Annotated in this window: 22 protein-coding genes and 1 tRNA gene; 16 read left to right on the top strand and 7 right to left on the bottom strand. The window is 35.4% G+C overall.

Annotated elements, in window-relative coordinates; genetic code table 11:
• Window position 1 precedes the first annotated feature (1 nt).
• Entirely contained in the window at window positions 2–1,405 is a 1,404-nt protein-coding gene (gene proS / locus QZU83_RS05680; RefSeq protein ID WP_295610376.1) for a proline--tRNA ligase, read from the bottom strand.
• A gap of 127 nt (window positions 1,406–1,532) precedes the next feature.
• Between proS and QZU83_RS05675 the strand changes: the two genes are divergently transcribed.
• The 4 genes from QZU83_RS05675 to QZU83_RS05660 are packed head-to-tail and all read left to right on the top strand — an operon-like array spanning window position 1,533 to window position 3,931.
• Window positions 1,533–2,576 (top strand): NAD(P)-dependent glycerol-1-phosphate dehydrogenase, encoded by a 1,044-nt coding sequence (locus tag QZU83_RS05675; RefSeq protein WP_295610375.1) that lies wholly within the window; start codon window positions 1,533–1,535, stop codon window positions 2,574–2,576.
• Window positions 2,577–3,017 carry a UPF0179 family protein gene (locus QZU83_RS05670; protein WP_295610373.1) on the top strand — a complete coding sequence of 147 codons (441 nt, stop codon included), beginning with the start codon at window positions 2,577–2,579 and terminating at the stop codon, window positions 3,015–3,017.
• Window positions 3,017–3,703 (top strand): ribose-5-phosphate isomerase RpiA, encoded by a 687-nt coding sequence (rpiA, locus tag QZU83_RS05665; RefSeq protein ID WP_295610372.1) that lies wholly within the window; start codon window positions 3,017–3,019, stop codon window positions 3,701–3,703. The genes QZU83_RS05670 and rpiA overlap by 1 nt, the downstream gene beginning before the upstream one ends.
• Before the next feature lie 9 nt (window positions 3,704–3,712).
• Window positions 3,713–3,931 (top strand): hypothetical protein, encoded by a 219-nt coding sequence (locus QZU83_RS05660; RefSeq protein ID WP_295610370.1) that lies wholly within the window; start codon window positions 3,713–3,715, stop codon window positions 3,929–3,931.
• A gap of 50 nt (window positions 3,932–3,981) precedes the next feature.
• Here QZU83_RS05660 and QZU83_RS05655 read toward each other — a convergent pair whose 3' ends face one another.
• Entirely contained in the window at window positions 3,982–6,948 is a 2,967-nt protein-coding gene (locus tag QZU83_RS05655; protein ID WP_295610368.1) for a NosD domain-containing protein, read from the bottom strand.
• Between the two features lie 342 nt (window positions 6,949–7,290).
• On the opposite strand from QZU83_RS05655, the gene QZU83_RS05650 reads away from it, so the two are divergent.
• Window positions 7,291–9,027, top strand: a complete 1,737-nt coding sequence (locus tag QZU83_RS05650; RefSeq protein WP_295610367.1) for a nitrous oxide reductase family maturation protein NosD — start codon at window positions 7,291–7,293, stop codon at window positions 9,025–9,027.
• A gap of 57 nt (window positions 9,028–9,084) precedes the next feature.
• Window positions 9,085–9,489 carry a secondary thiamine-phosphate synthase enzyme YjbQ gene (locus tag QZU83_RS05645; RefSeq protein ID WP_295610366.1) on the top strand — a complete coding sequence of 135 codons (405 nt, stop codon included), beginning with the start codon at window positions 9,085–9,087 and terminating at the stop codon, window positions 9,487–9,489.
• Window positions 9,490–9,647: 158 nt separating this feature from the next.
• On the opposite strand, the gene pheT is transcribed toward QZU83_RS05645, so the two are convergent.
• Complete coding sequence (pheT, locus tag QZU83_RS05640) at window positions 9,648–11,306, bottom strand: phenylalanine--tRNA ligase subunit beta (RefSeq protein WP_295610364.1); 1,659 nt, start codon at window positions 11,304–11,306, stop codon at window positions 9,648–9,650.
• A 22-nt stretch (window positions 11,307–11,328) separates the two neighbouring features.
• The gene (locus QZU83_RS05635; protein WP_295610362.1) at window positions 11,329–11,685 is read right to left on the bottom strand and encodes a hypothetical protein; all 357 of its coding nucleotides are present in this window, start codon (window positions 11,683–11,685) and stop codon (window positions 11,329–11,331) included.
• A gap of 140 nt (window positions 11,686–11,825) precedes the next feature.
• On the opposite strand from QZU83_RS05635, the gene QZU83_RS05630 reads away from it, so the two are divergent.
• Window positions 11,826–14,540 carry a valine--tRNA ligase gene (locus QZU83_RS05630; protein WP_295610361.1) on the top strand — a complete coding sequence of 905 codons (2,715 nt, stop codon included), beginning with the start codon at window positions 11,826–11,828 and terminating at the stop codon, window positions 14,538–14,540.
• On the opposite strand, the gene QZU83_RS05625 is transcribed toward QZU83_RS05630, so the two are convergent.
• From QZU83_RS05625 to QZU83_RS05615, 3 genes are all read right to left on the bottom strand, one after another.
• The gene (locus tag QZU83_RS05625) at window positions 14,533–15,129 is read right to left on the bottom strand and encodes a hypothetical protein (RefSeq protein WP_295610359.1); all 597 of its coding nucleotides are present in this window, start codon (window positions 15,127–15,129) and stop codon (window positions 14,533–14,535) included. The genes QZU83_RS05630 and QZU83_RS05625 overlap by 8 nt on opposite strands.
• A gap of 24 nt (window positions 15,130–15,153) precedes the next feature.
• Complete coding sequence (locus QZU83_RS05620; protein ID WP_295610357.1) at window positions 15,154–15,720, bottom strand: sugar O-acetyltransferase; 567 nt, start codon at window positions 15,718–15,720, stop codon at window positions 15,154–15,156.
• A 186-nt stretch (window positions 15,721–15,906) separates the two neighbouring features.
• Window positions 15,907–17,427, bottom strand: a complete 1,521-nt coding sequence (locus tag QZU83_RS05615) for an MFS transporter (RefSeq protein ID WP_295610356.1) — start codon at window positions 17,425–17,427, stop codon at window positions 15,907–15,909.
• Window positions 17,428–17,876: 449 nt separating this feature from the next.
• Between QZU83_RS05615 and QZU83_RS05610 the strand changes: the two genes are divergently transcribed.
• The 9 genes from QZU83_RS05610 to QZU83_RS05570 all read left to right on the top strand — a co-directional run bounded on the left by QZU83_RS05610 (window position 17,877) and on the right by QZU83_RS05570 (window position 25,904).
• Window positions 17,877–18,443, top strand: a complete 567-nt coding sequence (locus QZU83_RS05610; protein ID WP_295610354.1) for a hypothetical protein — start codon at window positions 17,877–17,879, stop codon at window positions 18,441–18,443.
• A 190-nt stretch (window positions 18,444–18,633) separates the two neighbouring features.
• On the top strand, window positions 18,634–19,953 hold the full coding sequence (aroA, locus tag QZU83_RS05605; RefSeq protein WP_295610352.1) for a 3-phosphoshikimate 1-carboxyvinyltransferase: 1,320 nt from the start codon (window positions 18,634–18,636) through the stop codon (window positions 19,951–19,953).
• Window positions 19,950–20,579 (top strand): endonuclease III, encoded by a 630-nt coding sequence (gene nth / locus QZU83_RS05600; RefSeq protein WP_295610350.1) that lies wholly within the window; start codon window positions 19,950–19,952, stop codon window positions 20,577–20,579. Before aroA ends, nth begins: the two co-directional genes overlap by 4 nt.
• 156 nt (window positions 20,580–20,735) lie before the next feature.
• Window positions 20,736–21,683 (top strand): cysteine synthase A, encoded by a 948-nt coding sequence (gene cysK, locus QZU83_RS05595; protein WP_295610348.1) that lies wholly within the window; start codon window positions 20,736–20,738, stop codon window positions 21,681–21,683.
• A 61-nt stretch (window positions 21,684–21,744) separates the two neighbouring features.
• The gene (gene cysE, locus QZU83_RS05590; protein ID WP_295610347.1) at window positions 21,745–22,458 is read left to right on the top strand and encodes a serine O-acetyltransferase; all 714 of its coding nucleotides are present in this window, start codon (window positions 21,745–21,747) and stop codon (window positions 22,456–22,458) included.
• A 2-nt stretch (window positions 22,459–22,460) separates the two neighbouring features.
• Window positions 22,461–22,835 (top strand): transcriptional regulator, encoded by a 375-nt coding sequence (locus QZU83_RS05585; protein WP_295610346.1) that lies wholly within the window; start codon window positions 22,461–22,463, stop codon window positions 22,833–22,835.
• A 79-nt stretch (window positions 22,836–22,914) separates the two neighbouring features.
• Window positions 22,915–22,986, top strand: a tRNA-Cys gene (locus tag QZU83_RS05580).
• 32 nt (window positions 22,987–23,018) lie between these two features.
• A complete protein-coding gene (gene cysS / locus QZU83_RS05575) occupies window positions 23,019–24,365 on the top strand; it encodes a cysteine--tRNA ligase (protein WP_295610345.1) in 1,347 nt (448 codons plus the stop codon).
• Between the two features lie 243 nt (window positions 24,366–24,608).
• Window positions 24,609–25,904, top strand: a complete 1,296-nt coding sequence (locus tag QZU83_RS05570; RefSeq protein WP_295610343.1) for an O-acetylhomoserine aminocarboxypropyltransferase/cysteine synthase family protein — start codon at window positions 24,609–24,611, stop codon at window positions 25,902–25,904.
• The last annotated feature ends 6 nt before the right edge of the window (window positions 25,905–25,910 follow it).

Below are 25,910 nucleotides of genomic sequence, written 5' to 3'. Positions count from 1 at the left end.
ACTAGTATGTTTTAGCTATCAAAGCAACGTATTTTGCATCTTCGCCACTTGCTATGCATTTGCCTTCGGATACCTCTTCCTGAATTCCTAAAATGTCATAGCCGGTTTTTTCTTCAATTTCTTTTCCTACTGCTTCATCTCCACCCCAGTAGAATTTAACAACATTTCCGGCTTCAACAAGTTCTGAAATTTCATTGATATCTTCTGTGAATTTGACATGTTCGCCCTGGAAATCCCATGCTATTTTAGAGAGGTTTTCATTAGATTTCTCTAATAAATCCATGACGTTGTCAGCCAATGAGTCATCCAAAGTGAGTTCTATTTTTTCTCCTTCATCCCTTCTCATTGCAACAGTAATGTTGTTTTCCAAATCTCTAGGTCCGAGTTCAAGCTTAAGAGGGGTTCCTTTGAGTTCCCAGTCATTGAATTTTTTACCAGGTCTGATGTCCCTGTCATCGATATTTACTCTAATGCCAGCTTCTTCCAGCTGTTCTTTGATTTCTGAGCATTTTGCCAAAACTTCCTCTTTTCCTTTCTTGAATAAAATCGGAATTATGGTTACCTGATTCGGTGATACTTTAGGTGGTAGTCTGAGCCCTTTTTCGTCTCCATGAACTCCAATGACGGAAGCTATTACCCTATCGGATACGCCTGCACAGGTTTGGTAAACCAGTTTGTGCTCTCCGTCCTTATCTTCAAAGGTAATGTCAAAGGTTTTTGCGAAAGTCTGGCCTAAATTGTGGATTGTACCAATCTGCAGGGTTTTACCGTTAGGCATAATCACATCAAATGCCATAGTATAGTCAGAACCTGGGAATTTGTCCCATTCTGGTCTTTTAGAAATTAAGTATGGAATTCCTAAATCATCAAAAAACTCTTTATACATTTCAATAAAGTCTTGAATCTGTTCATCAGATTCTTCTTTGGTTGCATGTGCAGTATGAGCCTCTTTAAATGTGGTAATTTCACGAACACGTATTAACGGTCTGGTATGTTTTGTTTCATATCTGAATGTATTGACGATTTGATACATTTTAATTGGAAGATCAATATGTGTTCTAATCCATAATGAATACATTGGATAAATTGCAGTTTCACTGGTTGGCCTTAATGCCAATTTTTCGTTCAATGGGGTTTGACCCCCTTGAGTTACCCAATATACTTCGTCTTCAAATCCTTTAACGTGTATGCCTTCTTTTGCTAGTTCTGTTTCAGGAACAAGCATTGGGAATAGAACTTCATCATGGTCTTTATCCAATAGCTTTTTGATAATGTTCATTGAGTGCTTTCTTATTTGAAAACCATATGGTCTCCAAACTGCCATCCCTTTAATAGGATATCTTGAATCGGTTATATCTGCATTTTCTAAAATATCATGAAACCATTCGTCAAAATTTTCCACCATATCACCTAAATAATTTTTTATAGTATTAAATATTCTGTTTTTAATAACTATTAAATATATTCAAAGAAAGTTATTTATAATTATTTTATACATATATATTAATGAATAATTCAATTTAGGAGATATTATGAGTAATAGGAAAATACAAATGCCTCGTGAAGTTTACATTGATCCGGGTATTATAAAGAATACCGGTGAGATATGTAAATCTCTGCATTTAGATAAAAAGATTTTGATTGTTACAGGTTCCCACACCTATGATGTGGGTGCGTTTCCGGTAATTGAAAGTCTTGAAAATGATGATATTGAGTATGATGTTATTAAGGTCAATGGAGCATCTGCCGATTCAATATCTGAAGTCGAAGAATTGATTACACCTGATACCACAGTTTTAGGTATTGGCGGTGGAAAAGTCATTGATGTTGCCAAACTGTCTTCATTCAATCAGGGCGTATACTTTGTATCCATGCCGACAACAGCTTCACACGACGGTATTGTATCTCCTATGGCATCAATCAAAAATCCTGATACTTCAATATCTGTTGCCGCTCACTCTCCAATAGCTGTTATTGCCGATTCTGAAGTTCTAGCACAGTCCCCATTCAGACTGTTGGCTGCAGGATGTGCTGATTTGATGGCAAATTTTACTGCAATCAAAGATTGGGAGTTGGCACACAGACTTAAAAATGAACCATTCTCCGAATCTGCAGCGGCATTGTCCATAATGTCTGCAAATTTAATCACTGACAATATAGCCAATATCAAGCCTAATCTTGAGCCTAGCGCAAGAATAGTTATGAAATCATTGTTCAGTGGAGGAATGGCAATCAGCATTGCAGGTTCATCAAGGCCTGCCAGCGGATCCGAGCATTTGTTCTCACATGCCCTGGATAAGATATTGGACAAGCCTGCGCTGCATGGTGAGCAGTGCGGTATAGGTACAATAATGATGATGTATCTCCATGGAGGAGACTGGAAATATATTAGGGATGCTTTAAAGGCTGTTCAAGCCCCGACCACTGCTGCTGAAATTGGCGTATGTGAAGATGACATTATCGAAGCATTGATGATGGCTAATGAAATCAGGCCTGAAAGATATACTATTTTAGGAGATAATGGAATTTGTCGGGATGCGGCTTATGAATTGGCCTACAAAACAGAGGTGATTTAAATGATTACATTGATTGGTAAAGAATTAGCAAAAAAAGGTCAAGAATTTGTTTTTTTAGGTCCTGCTGAAGATTGCAAGGATTGTAGATTTAAATCATCTTGCATAGGAAGCCTGGAAGAAAACAGAAAATATGTCATTGTTGATGTAAAGGACAATGAACAGAAATGTCCTGTGCATGCTGAAGGTGCAGTTGTGCCTGTGGAAGTTGACAGGGCTCAAATAGATTTGCTGACCACTTCCAAGAACATTTTTGAAGGTTCAACATTTACATTTAATGCTCCTGATTGTGATGAGGAAACCTGTCAGTTCCATGACTTGTGTTTCCCTGAAGGTTTAATGGAAAATGACAAATGCATTGTGTTAAATCATGAGGGAAAACATAAGGAGGAATGCAAAAAAGGTTATAATCTTAATAAACTTACTTTAGGGTTTGTGATATAATGAAAGATGCTAGCAGTAATAATTCCGGTAAAAAGAATGCAGGTTACAAGGCTGCCGAATATGTAAAGGATGGAATGGTTTTAGGACTTGGTACAGGTTCAACAACACATTTCTTCATAGAAAAAGTGGGTATGAGAATTCGCGATGAAGGAATTAGAGTAATGGGAATTCCAACTTCATTTCAATCATTATTAATTGCAAAACAGTGGAATATTCCGATAACTACCTTGGAAGAGCATGACATTGACCTGTCAGTTGACGGTGCCGATGAAGTGGACTCTGACTTCAATCTTATTAAGGGAGGCGGAGCAGCCCACACCAAGGAGAAAATAGTTGACTATGCTGCTGATGAGTTCATTGTCATTGTTGATGAATCAAAATGTGTTGAAAAGTTAGGAAATTTCCCGGTACCTGTGGAAGTTTTGCCTGATGCATCCAGAATGGTCATAAAAGCTCTGGAGGATATGGGAGCTAGCTGTCAAATCAGAATGGCTCAAAGGAAAGACGGCCCGGTAATTACCGATAACGGCAATTTTGTCATCGATGCCAAGTTTGACGAGATTGAATCCCCTGCCCATCTGGAAATTGATTTGAATGCGATTCCGGGCGTTGTGGAAAATGGAATATTTTCACAAATGGTGGATAAGGTCATTGTCGGAACCGATGACGGAACCAAAGAACTGTAAGGTGGTTTGATGCCAATTCCATACGGAGGAGTTCCTGATTTAAGGGATATAGGCTATAAAGTAGCTATTTTATTCGGAGCTTTAATTGTAATATATGGTGTGTTATGGCTGTTGGCGGAATTAAAGGTCATTCCGGCAATATTTTTTGCAATATTCTCACAGATAGTTTTAATTCTAGTTGGAATATTTATTATCTATTATGCATATTCTAAAAGGAATATGTATTAATCTTATTTTTTTAAAAAAAGAAAAATTAAAAGAGATTAGTTGAAATCTCTTTATTTTATTGTTATTTTTGGTTTAACTGTTTTTGCGTAGTAGTAGCTGTTACCTGAATATTTAACTATTGAGGTGTATTTGCCTTTTTTAGTTAATTTGGTAATCTTAAATGTAGCTTTACCGCTAGATTTTGTAGTTGCTTTGTAAGTTTTACCTTTAATTTTAATAGTAACTTTTGCTTTTGCAATAGCTTTTCCGGATTTGGTTTTTAAGGTAACAGTATATTTCTTGGTTTTGGCACTGGCCTTAAAGGTCTTTTTGGAAGCTGTTAATTTGGAAGCCTCTTTTTTAACTTTAATTGTTGCGGTTTTGTTTGCTGCTTTGGATTCATCATCACCAGCAAAGTTTACAGTTACTTTTTTGGATCCGATTTTTGTTGCTTTTAGTGTTACGCTAGCTACTCCCTTATCGTTTGTAGTTGAATTGTATGTTTTACCGTTAAATGTGATTGTAACATTTTTGTTAGCTAAAACATTTCCATTACTGTCTTTTAGGGTAACTGAATATTTATACCCTGATTTGATTGTTTTTAAGTATGCTGTTTTACTTGAGGCAGCTATTACGCAATCTGCCCTATCATCACTGACAGTTATTGATGCAACTGCATTTCCTGCTTTATTGTAATAATCGCTTGAAGTATGGATAGCAGCAGTGTAATTGCCTTCCGGCAAGTCCACATTAACTGGGGCAATACCGTTGGCATCTGTCATGCCTGTGAAAGTTTCATCTCCAGCGGTGACTGTGACTGTTTTATTTACAATCGCTTTGCCTTTATTGTCTTTTAAAGTCACATCCATTGAACCTTTGTATCCGACAGTAGCGTCTGATGCAGTTAAGTTTACAGCCTGTGAATCTTTGTATGTGCCCTGTACATTTTCAGAACTTTGGTATCTGTTTTCACCTTGAACCACATAGAATTCGAAAGTAGGTGGGAACGGTAATTTGTCCGGTTTGTATGCGTTTTTGCCGATGGTTACATCATAGTATCCTCCACCGAGTAAAATTGCAATTCTGCTTCCGCTTAATGTATTGTTGAATATGGTTTCATTGTATGATCCGTAACAGGTAATTGAACTTATTTTTGAGTTTAAAATTGTATTTTCATATACTTTGTGTCCGTAGGAGTGTAAAAGATAAATTCCTTCTTTAGCACCTGATACTGTATTGTTGAATACAGTAACGCCAAATCCAGCAGGGAATCTTACATCAATTCCATGGTTTTTAGCATTAGCCACTGTATTGTTAACAATAATGGATTGTTTGGATCCAAAACAGATTATACCTGTAGTGTATTGGTCTTTAACAATATTGTTGGTAATAATTGAATTAGGACATCCTCTCTGTTGATATCCTACAAAAATACCCCATGATGCACCGTTAATTTTACAGCCTGTGACTGTAAGGTTTTTGCTGTTTTCAGCATAGATACATGCAGTAGTATATGCAGGTCCATTAGGTTTGTTTAAATCATATGCCGGATAGTTTCCGATTATGTTTAAATCGCTGATAACTGCACCGGTGTTATTCACTGAATATAATACTGAGCGGTAGGTAATTGCATATCCTGATTCATTGGTCTGTTTGGTGATTTTTTCAGGAATCTTATTGATGTCAATAGTATTTAATCCTTTTAATGTTGCATTATTTCCCAGTATCTTAATGTTTTTGTCAATGTAAATGCAGATGTCTTCAAATACTGCATTTTTCTCAAAACTTAATGTGTCGCCGTTTTTCATTTCATTGATTTTTTCTTGGATTTGTGCATTGGTCATTCCTGAAGAAATTTTAACGATAGTGCCTGTTTCTTTAAGAATTGTATTATAATCTACATTAATGTCTTTTGGAGTTTCAATTCCACTATATTCAACATAGGTGATATTGGTTAGGCTGCTGTCTGAGTAAGTGCCCATCATTGCATCAATGCCAGCGTAATCTCCTTTTGCTTCGCCAACATAAAATACGAATGAAGGAGGCATTGGTAAGGTATCTAATTTCCATTCATTTGCACCGATAGTGATATTGTTATATCCGGTATAAGCTCCACCTACAGGTTGTCCTCCACCTAAAAGAACACCGATTCTGGAGTTGTATAATTTGTTGTCTTTTATGGTAATGTGGCTAGCGCCGCAACAGGTGATTGAACTTAAGGTACAATTGACAATTGTGTTTCCGGTTACAACATGTTTTGCAGAGTGCAATAAATAGATTCCTTCTTTAGAACCGATTACTGTGTTGTTTAAAACTTTCACATTTGGTCCAACACCATGCCTTACATCGATACCATGGTTTTTGGCATTGGTTACTGTGTTGTTCCTTATTATTGTTCTAGGTGACTGGAAGTTGAAAATTCCTGTGATTCCCTGATTTTTAACATCATTGTTTTCGATTATTCCATCAGCGCAGTTTTGGAACCAAATTCCCCAGGAACAACCTTCAATTTCGGTGTTTGTTATGGTTGTTTTGTTTGAGAAATAATTGTAGATTACACAGTTGCTGTATCTTGTATCAGCTCCTTTGTCTGTCCCACTGTTTGCACCTGCAACAATATTTATGTCTTTTAAAACGAGACCATTTGTTTTAAGGATATATAATGTAGCAAGATTTGTAATGGCATATCCTCCTTCGGAGGTCTTGTTCATGATAATGTCGGGGGTGGTATTTGCGGAAGGCCTATCATAACCGTATAATGTAGAGCCGTTTCCGTTAATTGTAATACTTTTGTTTACGTATAGACAGATGTCTTTATATTCTCCAGTCTGGAAATTTAAAGTGTCTCCATCATTCAAACTGTTAATCTTTGTTTGAATTTGATCATTGGTGTCTGTTGTTTCAATTGTTATTTGTGAAGCGGACAATACATCATCTACACTTCCACTATCTGTAGTGTTTTCTGCAGATACTGCTGTTGCACTTAAAAAAACAATTAATACTAACAGAACTGATAATATTAAACTCTTTTTATTCATGATTTTTCCTCATAACTAATTATAATCAATTACTTAATCTAATTTATATAATGAAATTTAATCGATAAGCAATTATTTTTATATTGATTTTCATATTATTTAAATTAAAATGTCTTTAATTTGTTATATAACACTGTTAATCTAATCTTTTTGATGTAATTAGATTTATATCGCCTACATTTTCTAATATAACGGTGTTATTATACTTATATTTAAATATATTTAAATTCAAAGAGTATATCGTTAATCAATATTATGTATATGGATAATTTCTTTCATTTTAAGAATTATTTTTATATTTTATTCATTGATTATAAAAATAAGGTTTAGGAAGTTTTTAATATGGGTAAAAAAGTATTTAAGATTTTTATCACATTATTATTGTTCTTATTCTTAGTTTCTTCAGTTAGTGCAGCTAATATTCAAGAAAACAATATGACTGTACTTGCAGATGGAGGAAGCAATTATCACTCAATCACTTCTGACTTATCAAATGAAGACATTCAATCAAAATTTGATAGTGCAAATGATGGGGATACATTTGAATTTACAGATGGTGAGTACAGGAATATTTCTTTAATCGTAAATAAGAAGTTAAACATAATTTCTAAAAATGACAGTATTGTTTACACATCAGGCAAATTAAATGATAATGCTAAGAGATTAGGAATAGACAAAACTTTCGGATTTTACTTTACATCAAAATCAGCCGGCAGCATATTGTCCGGAATAACTATCATTGCTGGGGGCAGTGACTGTGGTGTCATTGTTGATGGCGTAAAAAACGTCACTGTTGGGGATAATAATGTAATTGGTGGAAAAAATGGAATATTGATTAAAGATTGCGATAGAATCATCATATCCAATAATGAGATTTCAAAAGCCACCAACAATGGTTTGCAGCTTAAGGATGTGAAAAACAGTCTTGTTGAAAATAACAGTATTGCCTATAACAAATGGTCCGGAATTGAAACATCAAATATTGAATTTTGCAATATAACTAACAACACAATCCACCATAATGACTTAAATGGTATTTCAACGTTCAACAGGTCTTCAAATACTTTAATCACTCGAAACAATGTATATGATAATACCAATGGTGTTTATATCAATTCAACATCAGCCAATGACGTTGTCAAATCAAATTCATTAACCCATAGCCGAAAAGATCCTCGTTCATCTATGGGCGGATTTGAAACGGGAAACGGTTTTTTGTTGGGTTCTGCATTCAGAAGTTCAGGTAACTCGAAACTTGTGGTTGAATATAACTATATGGCGCATAATGAATTTTACCAGGCTAAAAATTACTGGGAAAATGAGAATTTTGAATTGGGTCAGAACTGGTATGATTCTAACGACCCTTCAAATACTTTTGTATGTCCAAGGCTTTTAGCATCATTAATGAAGTTGGATACATTATCAATTAGTAATACGTTATCCCTTCAGCTGAAGGACTCATCCGGAAAAGCAGTCAATGAATTTGCAACATTTCAAACAAATGTTGAAGTTGATGGAAATAAATATACAGTTGATGTTAAAAACGGACAGGCTACTGTTGTTAAAGGTTTAGATTATACTGTTGACCATGATGTTCAAGTTGAAATTGGTGGTCAGTATTATAAATATGATTATAAGGCTTCAGGAGAAAAGGGAGTAGAACAGGATTCAAAATCAACCTCATCTGATGGTGAAACAGGTTCTCAGGGAAATTCTGATGATGGGGGAACTTCTGATGTTAGTGGAGGTTCCAATTACCAAGGAAATTCTCAAGGAGGAAACTCTTCAGGTTCACATGTAACCAATTCACAAAAATCTGGCAATTATGGAACAAACAGTTCAAGCATTCCGTCACAGGATACCTCAGACAATAGTAATGATGCCTTGTCAAATGGTGATTTGGATGCTGGAGACACTGGAAGTGGTGATGCTTCCAGCGAAGGAAAAGCATATGAAATTATTCCTCCTGTTACAACATCAAAAGAGCTTACAAACACTTCCGGGCTGATAGTATTGTGCATTCTCTCAATTATGGGATGTCTTATTTATGGATACAGACGTAAAAGTGAATTCGAATAATTTTTCCTTTCTTTTTTTTCTTTTGTTTATTAACAACTTTAGACAAATAGTTATTCAATGACAGTTAAAACAGATTCTATAAAAATCAACACTTCAAAAAACTTTGAAATTATTGACATAACTTCCAGAATTAATGAGTTAATTGAGATTAACGAGGGGATTGTCTCCATTTTCTCAAGGCATTCAACATCCGCCATTGTCGTTAATGAAAATGAGGCGGGTTTATTAAAGGATGTCCAGTTCACGTTGGATAATTTAATCACTGACAAATATTCCTACTCTCATGATCGAATTGACAATAATGCACGCTCACACCTGAAGTCATTTTTACTCTCTTCAAGTGAATGTTTGCCTATAAAAAATGGAAAACTTGACTTGGGCACCTGGCAATCAGTATTTTTTGTTGAATTAGATGGACCAAGACACAACAGAACAGTAACTTTGACAATGGTTGGTGAATAATTGAAGAAATGGACAATAATTTTAATAGCTATTATAATAATCCTATTAATATTCATACTTGTTTTCTATAATTATGATGGCACTCATGTGGTTAACAATTACTCCCAAATGGAAACTGACATGAGAAAACTGTGGTATTAAAAAAAGAGTGAAAGAATTCATTTGTTAATGAATTCAATTTCAAATCCGATTACAGGATATTCCAGGGTAAAATTGGTAATCACTTCAGGTGAAACCTCTCCAAAGAATCCTTTAATTGTTCCTTTTTGCGCTTCACCGGTAACGTCCGCTGCCCTGCCTTTAATGAATGTTTCATTTTCACTGTCGGTTATTTCCATTGAATATCCCAGGTTAGCTAAGACGCTTGTAACAATGGATTTGATTTCAGTAAAGTTTGCAGTTGAGTGACAAACGAGTGCTGCCAATTTCTTGGATGATGCGGTTTTATTTTCTTTGGTTTCATCAAGATACAATACATCACCGATTTCAAAGATTTTCTGAGGCAGGTCTTCGTGGGTGTTGTCCTCTAAAAATTCCATCAGGCTATTCATTAAACTTGTTCTAATCATTGTCCTGTCGATTGTAATAGGTCTTGCAACTTGAACATGAGGTTTTTCTTCCTGATTCATTTTTTCGTAATGTGCTTCCTCATTTGTAAGCATTAAACTCATTATTTCCTGGAAACCTAATGTGACCATCACTTCACGAATGGTGCTTTCAGCTTTAAACCAGTCATTCTCATAAGCTACTGTATTCATGTCCGGAAGCTCTGCAACCACGTCGTTAATGTGATATTGCACAGCAATATTTTCTACGACATCAACTTCGTGAAGGATATCCACCCTGTATGCAGGTATGATTGCTTTGATTTCATTTTCATCGATTATTTCGGCATCAAAACGTGCTTTCAAGAGCAACTCTTTAATTTCTTCTGCATTGAGATTGGTTCCTCCAATCAATTCATTTGCAGTATCAACATGAACGCTCATTTCTTGAGGAGTTAAATCAGGAGTTTTAATAGTTTTATCTTCATATTTAACTTCCATGGATTTGATTTGACCTCCAACTTCAGCAAATGAGGAGCAAATGATGTTTAAAGCCTGATTGACGGCTCTCTCATCGGTACCAGTTACATCAACAATGATGTTTTTAGTGTCTTCTTTAAGTTTGGTTAACTCTCCGTTAATGATTGGAGGCATGGATAAGACATTGTCGTCTTTATCTAAAATTAATGGATATTTATCAAAATCTTCGATTAAATGAGCATAGGCTTTACCTTTGTCATGATCTGTTAGGATTTCGTCAGGAGTCATTTCGGTGTCTTTTTCCAAAGGTACGAATGCATTTGCATCTTTCGGTGTTGCAATGTATTTGAATGGACCTTCAACAACATCTGCATTGTGGATACCGATAGCAACTTTTTTTCTGTCTCTTCCAATAACCCAGTGGAGGTTTTCCTGGAAATCCATTACATATTTGAGCTTATCGCCAGTGAAATCAACATTATCGATTTTTGCAAATCCGATGTATGGTCTGATGGAGGCAACATCACTGTCTACAGTAACATATTCGCCTGATTCTTCCACTTTATAATCAGGAAAACCAATTTCCTGACCAATGAATCCTTTAAAAGATCTAGCTACTCCTTCGACGGACAAGTTGTCAGGTCTGTTTGGGAAGAATTCTACCTTGATTTCCTCATCATCAAAGTCCTCAATATCACTTGACATCATTGGTAAGGTGTCTATTAGTTCATCTTTTTCCATATCGATTCCTAAATCTTTTAAATCTTGATATTTGAATGTAATAACTGGCATTTAATAACTCCATTAATTATTTTCATAATCCATATAGTACCATGAAAAATAAAGATTCTATTGTAAAGTGTAGCGCTCTATGTTCCAATTCGCCCAAATCTCTTATGAATACTGTATGGGTTACATCTATAACAAAATGAATAAGGGCTGCTTCAATTCCTATAGTTGGGTTCAGGAAAACTATTGACAGCACAATGAAATGAAATCCCGCTTCCATTATTTCGTGAACTAACCATGTTTGCCATGTAGAATGTGTGGATTGCTGGATTAGACCTCCTAACACTATGTAGAAATTATTTAAAACTTTCCACATTAATGTAGTGTGCAATACATCGCTTACAGCTAATACAAGGGCAACATAAAACCATAACAATTCCATTTTTTCACAGTCCTTTATTAATTTATAATAATATTATTTTGATTTTATTATATAATATAGTTAACTATTATAAATGTTTTTAAATAATAAACTACATAATTAATAATATTATTTTTACTTACATTATTAGGAGAAAATATATGTCAAAAGAAGAAATTCCTAAAGACTATGATTTTAAAAAAGAAAAAGAATGGGGGAAGAAATGGGAAGATGAAAACATCTACAAATACATTGGAGATGGATCTCGTCCTAGATATGTTATTGATACTCCTCCACCATACCCAACAGGCGCAATTCACTTAGGGCACGTCCTGAATTGGGTTTATATTGATATGAATGCAAGATACAGAAGACAAAAAGGATTTGACGTCTTGTTCCCACAGGGATGGGACTGTCATGGTCTTCCGACTGAAGTTAAAGTTGAAGAAACTCATGGAATCAAGAAAAATGATGTTTCAAGAGCTCAATTCAGACAATATTGTATTGACTTGACCACCAAAAACATTGCAAGTATGAAAGCGGACATGAAGGCAATGGGTTATTCACAAGATTGGTCTCGTGAGTTCGTTACAATGAATCCTGAGTACATGAAAAGGACTCAATATTCATTTTTAAAAATGTATGAGGATGGATTAATCTATCAGGGCAAACACCCTGTAAACTGGTGTCCTCGCTGTCAGACAGCTATTGCATTTGCGGAAGTCGAATACTCAGACAATACAACCTTTTTAAACTATGTAAACTTCCCTCCTGCAGTTGAAGATTCATATGAGGATATTGCATCTTCACAGGAGTCAGGAAAACAGGCCGACCCTAAAGAGGAAGGTATTTTAATTGCAACAACCCGTCCTGAACTGATGTCTGCATGTGTGGCTGTTGTAATTCATCCTGAAGATGAAAGATACACTCACCTTTTAGGCAAATATGTTGAAGTTCCTTTATCTCACCAAAAAGTAAAAATCATTGCAGATGAAGAGGTAGATCCTGAATTCGGTACAGGTGCAGTAATGATTTGTACATTCGGGGATAAAACTGACGTAAGCTGGGTTCAAAAATATGACCTTGAAGTCATTGACGTCATGGACGATGCGGGCATATTGACAGCTGCCGCAGGAAGATATGAAGGAATGGACTTGCAAAGTTGTAAAAAACAGACTATTGAAGATTTGGATGCAGAAGGATACCTGTTGAAGAAAGAACAGGTTGACCAAAACGTAGGTCAATGCTGGAGATGTAAGACTCCTGTTGAAATTCTTCTTAAGGAACAGTGGTTTGTGGCAGTAAGGGATTTGATTGAAAAGACCAAAGTTGCAGCCGATGAGATGAAATGGGTGCCTGAGCACATGAAATCCCGTATGGTCAACTGGGCAGATTCCATGGAATGGGACTGGTGTATCTCAAGACAAAGAATATTTGCAACCCCAATTCCTGTATGGTACTGTAAAGACTGTGGAAAAGTTATTTTGCCTGATGTGGAAGACTTGCCAATCGATCCGACTGTAGATAAACCAAAACATGCATGTGAATGCGGATGTGAAGAGTTCGTACCTGAAGTGGATGTATTGGACACCTGGATGGATTCATCAATTTCACCGCTGTCCATTGCAGGATGGCCTGATGAAGATTATGTAAATCATTTCCCATCAAATATCCGTCCGCAAGGACACGATATTATCCGTACATGGGCATTCTACACCACTTTACGTTGTATTGCCTTAACCGGACAAAAGCCGTTTGATGATATTGTAATCAACGGTATGGTATTCGGTGAAGATGGAAACAAAATGAGTAAGTCAAGGCCTGAATTTGTGGTTGGACCTGAAGAGGTCATTGAACAATACGGTGCAGACCCTCTAAGAACATGGGCTGCCAACAGTGTTCCTGGATCTGATGTAATATTTGACTGGAAGGACATCAAGCACGGATACAGATTCCTTAGAAAATTCTGGAATGCATTCAGATTCATCAGCATGCAGATATTTGATGAAGAAGTTGCATATGAAGATGTTAAGGATAATTTAGGACCGCTAGATTTATGGATTTTGTCAAAACTCAACAACCTCAATAAAAAAGTGGATGCCGCATTTGCCGATTATAACTTTGCAGATACAATAACCTCAATCGAAAGGTTCTTCTGGCATGATTTCTGTGACGAATACATTGAAGCCGTAAAATACAGATTGTACACAGATGTTTCAGATGAATCAAGAAAAGCTGCAAAATACACATTAAAAACAGTTGTTGAAACTTCACTTAAATTGATGGCTCCGATTGCACCGTTCTTTACCGAGGAAGTTTACCAATACTTCTCAGACGAGTCAATACATACAACATTATGGCCTGAAGTATATGAGGAACTCATCAGCGATGAAATGGAGACAAAAGGTGAAACTACTGTTGAGCTAATTGATGAAGTAAGAAGATTCAAATCAGCATCCAAAATACCGTTGAATGCGGAACTTGCTGAAGTGAATGTCTACACTTCCGATGACGCACTGGTTGAAATTTTCAATCAATTCGATGATGACATAAAAGGAACTTTAAAAATTAAGGATTTGGCTATCAGTCAGGGAAAACCTGAAGTTCATGAAAAAATCATTGAAGTTGAGCCTGACATGTCTCAAATCGGACCGACATTCAAGGGAGATGCCGGTAAAATCATAGGATATTTAAAATCTACTGACATTGATGAAATCGGTGCTGCTTTGGAGAAAAACAATGAGCTGACTGTCGGCGAGATTGTAGTTCCTGAAGGCATGTTAAATGTCAAAAAGGAGATTGTAGGTGCATCCGGTAAGAAGGTTGACATCTTGCAATCCGAAAACTTGGATATGATTGTGGAAGTAATTAGATAATTACTTTCCCATTAACTTTTTTTAATATTAATGCTATTGCATAGGTTATAGCAAAAATAACCACTGTCCACAATATTGAATGCAATATTGGCTGCTTATTTACCAGCAAAAATGGATACGGTCCTTCAACTATTTTTAAGATATTCAAAACAATCATTATTGCCCCATATACTATTGTAAAATACAAGCCCCTAACCGCATTTAGGCCATCATATTTTTCAACAAAGGCAAATGATAAAATTGCCAGCAGCGGGCATAATGTGTGGTGGTACAGCATGGATCCGCCGAATAACAAGTGATAGAGTCCTAAATCGGTTGTCCAGGACAGTACTGTTACAACAATAATCAGTGTTAATGTTGTGGAAACTATTGAAACATATCGAAAGGACTTGAACCATGCAGGCAGTTCCCTGTTTTTTGAGATATAGATTAAAAAGATCACTGATGATATTAATAGCAATAGATTACTGTCTTCCGTATAGTATTCTAATGACTTAATTCCCAATTCATTAAAAACCAATACAAATCCGATAATTTCTAAAATTATCAGCAATAAATTAATTATTAAGTTAATATTTTTTGAATTCATTTTAATAGTCCAAATCATGTAAATTTAATCTATATCATTTTCTATTTCTTTAATGACGCGAGCCGGAACGCCTACTGCAAGAGAATTGTCGGGAATATCCTTTGTTACAACAGCACCTGCACCAACAACGACATTATTTCCAATTGTAACTCCCGGAAGTACGGTAACATTGGCACCTAACCAAACATCATTTCCAATTCTGATTTCACTGGCCTGACCTAAATGCTGTCTTCTTTTTTTAGGGGATAATGGATGGCCTACAGTCGTTATTGTTGTATTTGGGCCAATCATTACGTTATCTCCAATATGCACTTCGTTAATGTCCAATATTGTCAGATTGAAGTTTGCAGTAAAATTATTTCCAATGAATATGTTTTTGCCATAATCAAAGCAGAATCTTTTGGCTATCCATACTTTTTCACCAACTGAACCTAAAATTTCACTTAAAACCTCGTGCTGCTTTTCCAAATCATCTTCAGCAAGTGAATTGAATATATTTGCATTTTCAATGGCATATAATTTCATTAATGAAATTTCTTCATCATCATAACAGTATTCAAGGCCGGCTAGCATTTTTTCGAATTCTTTCATAGAAGTATATTTGATTAATTTAGATTAAAAACATGTTGATGTGGTGTTAATAATAAAAAGATATTCTAATCCTGATTGAAATTTGACTATTTATAATTTGTTATTTTCACATGAAAAAATAGAAATTCAAAAAGAGGCATGCTTTTCACATTTCAATTTAAAAAAAGGTTAATGAGAGATAAACTCTCATTGTTTAATTTTTATATCTTCTAGCCGCAACGTTAGAACAAGAACAACAGCCATAAGAATGGCAGTTACCATCATTACGAATGCCATGGTTTCTTGAATAATGATGTTTACAACATCTACGAGAAGACTGTCCTGTGTAATATTGTCTAGATTACCAACTTTTTGGAAGTAATTATTGACGTCTTGATGGAATTGTTCGTCTCCTGAATGATCAGGTGCATATGTATCGACAGCAGTACTGATACCGCCCATTACTCCAAGAATTAGAATTATTCCGATAATTGCTGTACCCATTGATTCACCTAATGAGGTACCTGTTGAATTAATACCTGATGCGTTATTTTGACTTTCAGCAGGGATGTTGGATAATGAAATGTCTGTACATAATGCCATGATGAAACCAAGTCCTGCGCCTAATACAAACAGGCCTGGCATTAAAGTCCATATTGTTGTATCGAGTCTAAATTGATAACTTAACAGTAAACATCCAATGATTGCCATTACACATCCTATTGCCATGGTTTTCTTGTGACTTAATTTTCCGGTTAAACTTGGTGCCAATATTGCAAAAATAAGCAAACCTATAGTCAACGGAAGTGTAGTCACACCAGTATCGAATGCATTTAACTGCAATACGCTTTGCAAGAACAGGGAAACTGCAAACAATGCCCCACCCATTGCAAGATAAGCTATTAATAAAATTAAAGTTCCCACACGTAAGTTTCTGTCTTTAAATAAGTCCATATCAAGTAATGGTACTTTGCCGTTTCTTTTTCTTCTGATTTCAAACAATGCAAAGACTGCTAATGCAGCTAATCCGACAATAATCACGATTATGCTGGTGTTAAAGTCTTTAGATAATGACAATATGCCTAAAACTAACAGAACAAGACCTATAATTGAAATTATGGAACCAGTAATGTCCAAATCACTTCTAGATTCAGTAGGTTCGAAAACAGGAATTTTGTTTCTCATTATTAAAATGATGAAAACGATTATTAATTCACATGCAAATCCGTATCTCCAACTTAAGAATGTTGTCATGATTCCACCGAAAAGCGGACCGATAGCGGCTGCAATTGAACCCATTACACCTACAATTGCCAATGCAACTGTACGTTTTTCACCGGAATATGTTCCACTAATTATAGAAACTGTAGCAGGCATCATTAATGCCCCAGCAATTCCTTCAATTACTGCCCATCCGATAAATAATATTGTAGCACTTGGACTTACCGCTGCTGTGAATGTACCAAGACCATAAAGCGCAGTACCAATTAAAAACAGTTTCTTTTTACCAACTATGTCCTGAAGCTTGGCACTGAGCAGCATGAATGCGGCGGTGATGAGAGTATAAAAAGACATGGTCGATTGAATAGTACTCACATCAGTATTCAAGTCTACAACGACCTGTGAAATACTAACATTCATGAATGTAGCATCCAAAGCTATGATAAAGGAAGCAAGAGCCACTACTATTAGCGGAATCCAAGAGTGTTCCTTAATTGTTTCATTCATTTTTATTTAATCCTCCAATTTTTTCAATTTTTAGTAACTTTTGTCATCTTTCGGATATATTATTAAATAATTCAATCCTATTATTCCTTTTTCTTTTTGTTGTGTTATATATTTTTGGAATTTCCTAAACAGAGATTGTAAATGTTTATATATGGGGTGTTAAGTTATTTTTTCTTTAAAATAAAAGATTAAAATACATGTTTTGATAAATTATAATTATGGAGATTTTTAATGTTATTTGTGAAGTACTTATTCCAATTCTAATATTTGGCATACTATTCGTAATTGGAAAATTTATTTATAAAAAAGTAGATAATAGTGATAGTAAATTTTTAAATCCTGGTGAATATTTTCCCGAACAAGAACTTGAAACATTAAAACAAGTTTATTACTTAATAATGATGTTCATTTTCTTTATTTTCATAATATATATCACTGCTATTAATAAAATGGATGTAATTCCTATTGCGATTTTACAAATTGTTGTATCGGTGTATATTGCTTTAACTTTAGATTATAGCTCTTGGAATAATAGAATATTATTTTTCCTATTGGTGCCTTATGAATCAATAATATTATTTGTCTTCAATCAATATCTTTTAACATGGCCAATTTATCTAATTCATGTCTTCGTTTACGCATATTTCATTAAAGTATATTTTGACAAATTCAGGAAATATACAGAGACAAATGGCCTTGGAATTGCAATTATATTATTATTTTCTTTGATATTTGTTAGTTTTATTGTCACAACAATTGCAGAAAGTGTTGCTCCTTTAGATGCATTGGTTATGGTTTCAAATGCATTTACAAGTAACGGTTATGCTATACTTGGTAATACGGGTATCGGTAAATTGAATGCTTTGGCTTTGGTTTGGGGAGGATACATCCTATCAGGTGTAGGTACTGCAACATTAACTGCTGCAATTTTATTAAAACATAATCAAAAACGTAACGAGGAATTAAACAAACGTCTGGATGAATTGGAATCATTAATTAAAAATAATCAACAATAAGATATGGGTCATGTCAAATTTCTTATCTTATTGTATTCTTTTAATTTTTTTTTGAATTAAGTTACTTAACAGAAACGCATATATGCTTTTGGCACTGTTCCAAAAAATTAATTAAGTATCCGAAATAAATTTTAGTACAGAAAAAATTGAGGGTAAATCGATAAGCATATTCTCTTTTCGGTATGATAAAATGATTCTTAAGATTAAAAATATTTCAGAAATTGGGGGTGTTGTAAAAGCGCCGCCTTCAAAAAGCTATTCTCATAGGGCAGTAATTCTGGCGTCACTTGCTAAAGGTACTTCTAAATTATATGATATGCTGTATTCGGAAGATACATTGGCTTCAATTCGAGTTTGTGAGGCTTTAGGTGCTAAAATTAAAAGAAACGATGATTATTTGGAAGTTGTCGGAACAGGTGGTAAGTTACACAATTCTTGTGAAGATCCGATAGATTTGGCTAATTCCGGAACTACTTTAAGGTTAATGACTTCCGTAGCTGCTTTAAGTGATAATGAAGTTATTTTAACAGGAGATGAGTCCCTTCAGACTCGTCCGATGGGATTGTTGATGAATGCATTATGGCCGTTAGGAATCGAAACTGAATCATTAAAAGACAACGAAAAGGCACCAATTTTAATCAAACCGGGATATGTTGGTGGTGAAACCAATATTTATGGAAATGTCAGCTCTCAATTTATTTCATCAATTTTAATTTCATCTCCTTTATCTCAGGAGGGCGTTACTCTATATGTTTTACCTGAATTCAAATCAAAGCCATATGTTAATATGACTTTGGATATTATGAGAAAATTCGGCGTTAAAACATTAAGCGGATATTTTTTAAAGCATGAAAGCTGTGATAAGGAACATCAAAGCTGCAGAATCGATGAGTTTAAAGTTCGAAAACAGGATTATGTTGCCTGTGATTATACTGTTGAGGGGGATTATTCATCCGCTTCCTATCTTTTGGCATTGATAGCTATCAATGGAGGAAAAGCAATAATCCGAAACTTATTTAGAAATTCCAAACAGGGTGATAAGGTAATCCTGGATATTCTGCAAAAGATGGGTGCAACTGTTGTCCGTGGTGAAGATTATGTTGAAATCGCATCTACAGGCAGTCTGAAAGCTATTGATGTTGATTTGTCAAATGCTCCTGACCTTTTGATAACAGTTGCTGTGCTGGCTGCAATGGCTGAAGGTACAACCAACATTACAGGTGTTGCTCATGCAAGAGTAAAGGAAACGGACAGGATTGATACGACTTGCCGTGAGCTTGAAAAGTTAGGCTGTAACTTGACTGAACATGAAGATGGAATGAGCATAACTGGGGGTGTATCTTCTGGTGTGGTGGATTCACATGGAGACCACAGGCTGGCCATGGCCTTTTCATTGATTGGCTTAAAACATGATGTTGAAATTACTAATGGTGAAGTGTTTGATGTTTCATTCCCTAATTTTATAGAATCAATGGCAGAGCTAGGATTTGAATTGGAGTTGGTAGAGTGAATAAAGAGGAACGTGTAATTCAATTAATTGAAGATTTAGAGAGTACTTTTGAGATAAGGACATTTTTGGACCATGATCCTTACAAGGTACTGGTCAGAACTATTTTATCTCAAAGAACCCGTGATGAAAACACAGACCAGGCTACTGAAAACTTATTCAACAAATATAAGGACATGTATGAAATTGTTGAAGCTCCAATTGATGATATTAAAGAGCTAATCCGACCTGCCGGTTTTTACAACGTTAAGGCAGGCAGAATAGTTGAAGTTTCCCAAATCCTGATTGATCAGTATGGTGGAGAGGTTCCTGATACTGTAGAAGAGCTTGTAAAGCTTCCTGGTGTTGGCCGTAAGACTGCAAATTGTGTTATGGTATTTGCTTTTGAGCTTCCTGCGATTCCTGTCGACACTCACGTTCACAGAATATCAAACCGTATGGGTTTGGTGGATACAAAAGACCCTGAAGATACTGAAGTTGAATTGTGTAAAATCGCTCCTAAGGATTTGTGGATTAAACTGAATGATTTGATGGTTCAGTTTGGTCAGAATATCTGCAAACCAATGTCTCCTCAGTGTGAGATTTGTCCCTGTACTGAGATTTGTGATTATTACGCAGAAAATATCTAATTTATTTCTTTTTTTAACTTTTATTTTTAGTTATACCAAAACATTTATAAAGTAAAACATTGTTATATAACAATAGTTATAATTTTTTTATAACTTTCAGAATAACCCTTTTAATATACCATTAAAAACAAATTAATTATTGTAGGAGAAAAAAATATGGCAAATATACCAGAATTAAAAAGAGGAGTACTTGATAGCATTACCGATGCTATTGGAAACACTCCAATCGTAAGATTAAATAATTTAACTGATGTTTTAGAAGCGGAAGTTGATGTAAAAATCGAATCATTCAACCCAACTGGTAGTGTAAAAGACCGTGTTGCTGTTGCAATGATTGAAGATGCGGAAGAAAAAGGTTTGCTCAAGCCTGGTGCAACAATCATTGAGCCAACCAGCGGTAACACAGGTATTGGACTTGCGTTTGCTGCAGCTGCCAAAGGTTACAAATTAATTTTAACCATGCCTGAAACAATGTCTGTTGAAAGAAGAAAATTCCTAAGTGTTTTAGGAGCAGAACTTGTTTTAACTCCTGGTGCTGATGGAATGGGTGGAGCAATTGCAAAAGCAAAAGAACTCAATGAGGAAACTGAAGGATCCATTATTTTGGGTCAGTTTGACAACCCTGCAAATGTAAAAATCCACTATGAAACTACTGCTCAGGAAATCTTAAGGGACACTGATGGCAATGTTGACTTTGTCGTATCCGCAGCAGGAACAGGTGGAACAGCTACAGGAATTGCTAAAGGTCTAAAAGAAGTACTTCCTGATGTTAAAGTAGTTGTTGTCGAACCGGAAGAATCCCAAACACTTGGAAAAGGGGAAAAAGGACCTCATAAAATCCAAGGTATCGGTGCAGGATTTGTTCCTTCAATCTATGAAGCTGACGTTATTGATGAGATCTTCCCGGTCGCAAGCGAAGATGCCGGAAAAACCTTATTGGCCCTTGCTAAAAATGAAGGTATATTTACCGGAATATCTTCCGGAGCTGCAACTTTTGCTGCTTTGGAATTAGCTAAAAGAGAAGAAAATAAGGGCAAAAGGATAATTGCAATATTACCGGACAATGGTGAAAGATATCTCTCCGTAGACTGGTTATTTGAATAAGAATAACTATTTATACTATATGTTATATTATATTACAATATAGTAACTTTGGAGATTTTAAATGTTTGATAGTTTGAAAAGTGAGATTAACACTTTTAAAGAAAAAGACCCAGCGATGAGATCATCAATAGAAATATTTCTATGTTATCCTGGGTTTTATGCATTGGTATTTCATAGAATCAGCCATTGGTTCTGGAATCACTCTTTAAAATTGTTAGCTCGTATACTATCAACTATCTCTCGTTTTCTCACAGGAATTGAAATACATCCAGGTGCACAATTTGGTAAAAGAGTTTTTATAGATCATGGCATGGGCATTGTTGTTGGTGAAACAACTATTGTCGGTGATGATGTATTAATTTATCAAGGTGTTGTGCTTGGTGGAACTACAACTAGTAAGGGCAAAAGACACCCAACCATTGAAAATGGAGTGATTATTGGTGCTGGAGCTAAAGTAATGGGTAACATTACCATTGGCGAATATGCCAAAATAGGTACTGGTGCAGTTGTATTGAAGGATGTTCCGCCGGAATCAACCTGTGTTGGTGTTCCGGGCAGAATCGTCAAATGTAAAAATCAAAGTCATGTTGTTGATTTGGAACACAATAAGCTGCCGGACCCTGTTGCAGCGGCAATAAGATCTTTGGAAAAACAGATAGATGAAAATGAGAAACTTATTCAAATTTTGCTTGATAAAAATGGAATATGTTTGACTGAAGAGAAAGTCGATGATAAGGTTCAATTTGGTGATTTATTTAAGGAAGATGGTGATTAATTATGAAGCCGCCTTGTGAAATTGTAGTATGGTATGTAATCCCTGCAATTAGATCTGAACTAGCTAAAGAACTTTTAAATTTAGGGATGAAACAAAAAGATGTTTCAGAACTTATGGACATAACTCAGCCTGCTGTATCTCAGTACATTACTGATAAAAGAGGCAGTGGAATAAAACTGGATGACAATGTTAGGGGTATGGTTCAGGAATTTGCACGTGAGTTGTCTGAAGGAGAAGCTACAAAAGCAGATTTAATTCCAAGAACTTGTAAAATTTGTAAAAATGTAAAAACAGCTGATGTTTTAGTGCAATTGGGTATTGATAAATCAGAACTAGGTGATGATTGTCAAACTTGTATTGGGTCTGAATCTGAGTAAATTTGGTAAAATATTGGAAAAAATAGTAAACTATTTAAACTATCAATAACCAATATTTTATTATACTTTAATATTAAGTGGCAAGTTTACCGAGTGGCTTAGGTGTGTGGCTGCAGACCATAATACGGGGGTTCAAATCCCTCACTTGCCTTTTATAATTACTATTTTTTGAGGTTATTTTTTATGGACGTCTATTCAACTTTAACTCGCAGTAAAGAGGATTTTGTAACTATTAATAAAAACAGAGTTAACTTATTTGTTTGCGGTCCAACTGTTTATGATGATGCTCACATTGGACATGGAAGAACCTACATTTCTTTTGATACAATAAAAAGATATCTGGAGTTCAAAGGGTATGCAGTATTTTATATCCAGAATATTACCGATATTGATGATAAGATTATCAACAGATCAAAAGAAAGTGGAATTCCTGCACAGGAGTTGGCTCGCAAATTCGAAAAAAGATACATTGAAGATATGAACAAGTTAAATGTCAATGGCGTTAACTTATTTGCAAGAGCAACCGATCATGTTGATGAAATATTGGATCAGATTCAAAGATTAATTGATAAGGGATTCGCTTATGAAACCGAAGATGGGGTTTACTTTGAAATAGACAAATTCCCCGAATTCGGAAAATTATCCAACAGAAATGTTGAAGAGCTTGAATCTCACAGAGACATTGCGGAAACCACCAAGAAAAATCCGCAGGACTTTGCGCTTTGGAAAAAACGTGTTGGAGTGGATGAGCCTACCTGGCCTTCTCCATGGGGAGACGGAAGACCTGGATGGCACATTGAAGACACTGCAATAACTGAATACTACTTCGGACCGCAATATGATGCCCACGGTGGAGGTCTTGACTTGATTTTCCCTCACCACGAAGCGGAAATAACACAAATGGAAGCGGTTTCAGGCAAAGCTCCGATGGTAAAGTTCTGGTTGCATACAGGATTCTTAAATGTTAATGGAGAAAAAATGTCAAAATCTTTAAACAATTTCATTACCATTCGTGATTTGCTTAAGGATTATGCAGCAGAAACATTCAGATTCTTTGTTCTTTCAACACATTACAGAAGTCCGATTGACTTTTCCAAGGATTCACTTCACCAATCTGAAAAAAGTTTGGACAGAATCAGAAAATACTATGAACTTTTGGATGTTTCAGTTGGAGAAGACAGTTTCGAATGTGAAGCGTTAGCTCCTCATAAGAAGGAATTCTTTGACAGTATGGATGATGACTTCAACACTCCAAAAGCTATTGCTGCAATCTTCGGTTTGATTAATGATACCAAAAATGATTTGGATTCATTTTCTGATGAGGATAAAATAGCTATTAAAGCATTCCTTGATGATGTGGCTCATATTTTAGGAGTTAGCTTTGAGACTGAAGAAGTCAGTGCAGGCTCTGATGACTTGCTTGATTTAATTTCTGAAGTGAGATCTGAACTTAGAGCTAACAAGCAATATGATTTATCCGATAAAATCAGAAGTGACCTACAATCCTTAGGTTATGAAATTAATGATTAGGAGATTTTTCTCCTATTTTTTAAATATTAATATAACTTTTTTTCAGTTTTTTTCCATATTCCATGACAATGTTTATATAGTAAAAATAACATATGTTATCTTGGTATAACATAAGTTATAATTAATTTTCTTACTTTTTTTTAGGCATACCAAAATATTTATATACTAATAATAACTATTGTTATATAGTGAATATAACACGTGATATATTTTACTCAAATTATTTTATAAAGGTGATTATTAATGTCAAATAAAGATTACGGATTAGCAACATTAGGTGTACGTGCAGGACAAACTCCAGACCCCGCAACAGGGGCACAGGCGGTTCCAATTTATCAAACTACTTCATATGTATTTAAAGATTCAGATGAAGCTGCAAGAAGATTCGCCCTTCAAGAATTTGGACAAATTTATTCCAGATTAACTAACCCTACCAGTGATGTATTTGAAGCAAGAATTGCTGCTATCGAAGGAGGTAATTCAGGTCTTTCAACATCAAGTGGTCTTGCAGCAATATCATATGCGATTTTAAATGTAACCGAACCTGGAGACAACATTGTATCTGCAGATAACCTTTATGGTGGAACTTACCAATTATTTAACTACACTTTCAAAGATTTAGCAAGAGAAGTTAAGTTTGTAGACTCACAGGACTTAAAAGCCTTTGAAGATGCAATAGATGAAAAGACCAAAGCAATTTATGTTGAATCAATCGGAAATCCTAAATTGGATGTTCCTGATTTTGAAGCATTGGCTGAAATTGCACATTCACATGATATTCCATTGATTGTAGACAATACAGTTGGTGTCGGACTTGTAAGGCCTTTGGAACATGGTGCTGATGTTATTGCAGCATCCGCTACAAAATATGTCGGCGGTCACGGTACTGCAGTTGGAGGATATATCGTAGATTCCGGTAAATTCAACTGGGGAAACGGCAAGTTTGCAAACTTCACAGAACCTGATCCAAGTTATCACGGACTGGTGTTCTGGGATGCATTCGGAGACGTGCCTGAACTTGGAAACCTTGCATTTACTGTAAGGGCAAGAGCAAGACTTTTAAGAGATCTTGGTGCAACCCAAGCTCCTGTACACAGTTTCATATTCCTGCAAGGACTTGAAAGTCTTGATGTACGTGTAAAAAGACATTCTGAAAATGCTCTTAAAGTAGCTAAATTTTTAGAATCACATCCTAAGGTTAAATGGGTAAACTACCCTGGACTTGAATCACATCCAACCTATGAAATTAACAAAAAATACCTGAAAGACAATTTCGCAGGTATTTTAGGTTTCGGTGTTGAAGGCGGCGAAGAAGCAGGAAGAAAAGTTATTGAAAAATTGGAATTATTCTCAATTCTTGCAAACATCGGTGATGCAAAAAGCCTTGCAATACACCCTGCAAGTACAACACATCAACAGTTAACCCCTGAAGAACAGGAAGCTACCGGTGTAACTCCAGACTTCATCAGACTTTCAATTGGTTTGGAAGATGTTAATGATTTAATTGATGATTTAAGCCAAGCTTTAGACAGTATCTGAGTAAAG

It is taken from the genome of uncultured Methanobrevibacter sp., assembly GCF_902771435.1.
Taxonomy (GTDB): domain Archaea; phylum Methanobacteriota; class Methanobacteria; order Methanobacteriales; family Methanobacteriaceae; genus Methanocatella.
The sequence above is the reverse complement of the archived record's forward strand: the minus strand, read 5'-3'. Positions and strand labels throughout refer to the sequence as shown.

What these genes read in the sequence shown, in the direction of transcription:
- proS (WP_295610376.1), bottom strand. Translation starts at nt 1,405, where the DNA reads ATGGTGGAAAATTTTGACGAATGGTTTCATGATATTTTAGAAAATGCA.
- QZU83_RS05675 (WP_295610375.1), top strand. Translation starts at nt 1,533, where the DNA reads ATGAGTAATAGGAAAATACAAATGCCTCGTGAAGTTTACATTGATCCG.
- QZU83_RS05670 (WP_295610373.1), top strand. Translation starts at nt 2,577, where the DNA reads ATGATTACATTGATTGGTAAAGAATTAGCAAAAAAAGGTCAAGAATTT.
- rpiA (WP_295610372.1), top strand. Translation starts at nt 3,017, where the DNA reads ATGAAAGATGCTAGCAGTAATAATTCCGGTAAAAAGAATGCAGGTTAC.
- QZU83_RS05660 (WP_295610370.1), top strand. Translation starts at nt 3,713, where the DNA reads ATGCCAATTCCATACGGAGGAGTTCCTGATTTAAGGGATATAGGCTAT.
- QZU83_RS05655 (WP_295610368.1), bottom strand. Translation starts at nt 6,948, where the DNA reads ATGAATAAAAAGAGTTTAATATTATCAGTTCTGTTAGTATTAATTGTT.
- QZU83_RS05650 (WP_295610367.1), top strand. Translation starts at nt 7,291, where the DNA reads ATGGGTAAAAAAGTATTTAAGATTTTTATCACATTATTATTGTTCTTA.
- QZU83_RS05645 (WP_295610366.1), top strand. Translation starts at nt 9,085, where the DNA reads ATGACAGTTAAAACAGATTCTATAAAAATCAACACTTCAAAAAACTTT.
- pheT (WP_295610364.1), bottom strand. Translation starts at nt 11,306, where the DNA reads ATGCCAGTTATTACATTCAAATATCAAGATTTAAAAGATTTAGGAATC.
- QZU83_RS05635 (WP_295610362.1), bottom strand. Translation starts at nt 11,685, where the DNA reads ATGGAATTGTTATGGTTTTATGTTGCCCTTGTATTAGCTGTAAGCGAT.
- QZU83_RS05630 (WP_295610361.1), top strand. Translation starts at nt 11,826, where the DNA reads ATGTCAAAAGAAGAAATTCCTAAAGACTATGATTTTAAAAAAGAAAAA.
- QZU83_RS05625 (WP_295610359.1), bottom strand. Translation starts at nt 15,129, where the DNA reads ATGAATTCAAAAAATATTAACTTAATAATTAATTTATTGCTGATAATT.
- QZU83_RS05620 (WP_295610357.1), bottom strand. Translation starts at nt 15,720, where the DNA reads ATGAAAGAATTCGAAAAAATGCTAGCCGGCCTTGAATACTGTTATGAT.
- QZU83_RS05615 (WP_295610356.1), bottom strand. Translation starts at nt 17,427, where the DNA reads ATGAATGAAACAATTAAGGAACACTCTTGGATTCCGCTAATAGTAGTG.
- QZU83_RS05610 (WP_295610354.1), top strand. Translation starts at nt 17,877, where the DNA reads ATGGATGTAATTCCTATTGCGATTTTACAAATTGTTGTATCGGTGTAT.
- aroA (WP_295610352.1), top strand. Translation starts at nt 18,634, where the DNA reads ATGATTCTTAAGATTAAAAATATTTCAGAAATTGGGGGTGTTGTAAAA.
- cysK (WP_295610348.1), top strand. Translation starts at nt 20,736, where the DNA reads ATGGCAAATATACCAGAATTAAAAAGAGGAGTACTTGATAGCATTACC.
- cysE (WP_295610347.1), top strand. Translation starts at nt 21,745, where the DNA reads ATGTTTGATAGTTTGAAAAGTGAGATTAACACTTTTAAAGAAAAAGAC.
- QZU83_RS05585 (WP_295610346.1), top strand. Translation starts at nt 22,461, where the DNA reads ATGAAGCCGCCTTGTGAAATTGTAGTATGGTATGTAATCCCTGCAATT.
- cysS (WP_295610345.1), top strand. Translation starts at nt 23,019, where the DNA reads ATGGACGTCTATTCAACTTTAACTCGCAGTAAAGAGGATTTTGTAACT.
- QZU83_RS05570 (WP_295610343.1), top strand. Translation starts at nt 24,609, where the DNA reads ATGTCAAATAAAGATTACGGATTAGCAACATTAGGTGTACGTGCAGGA.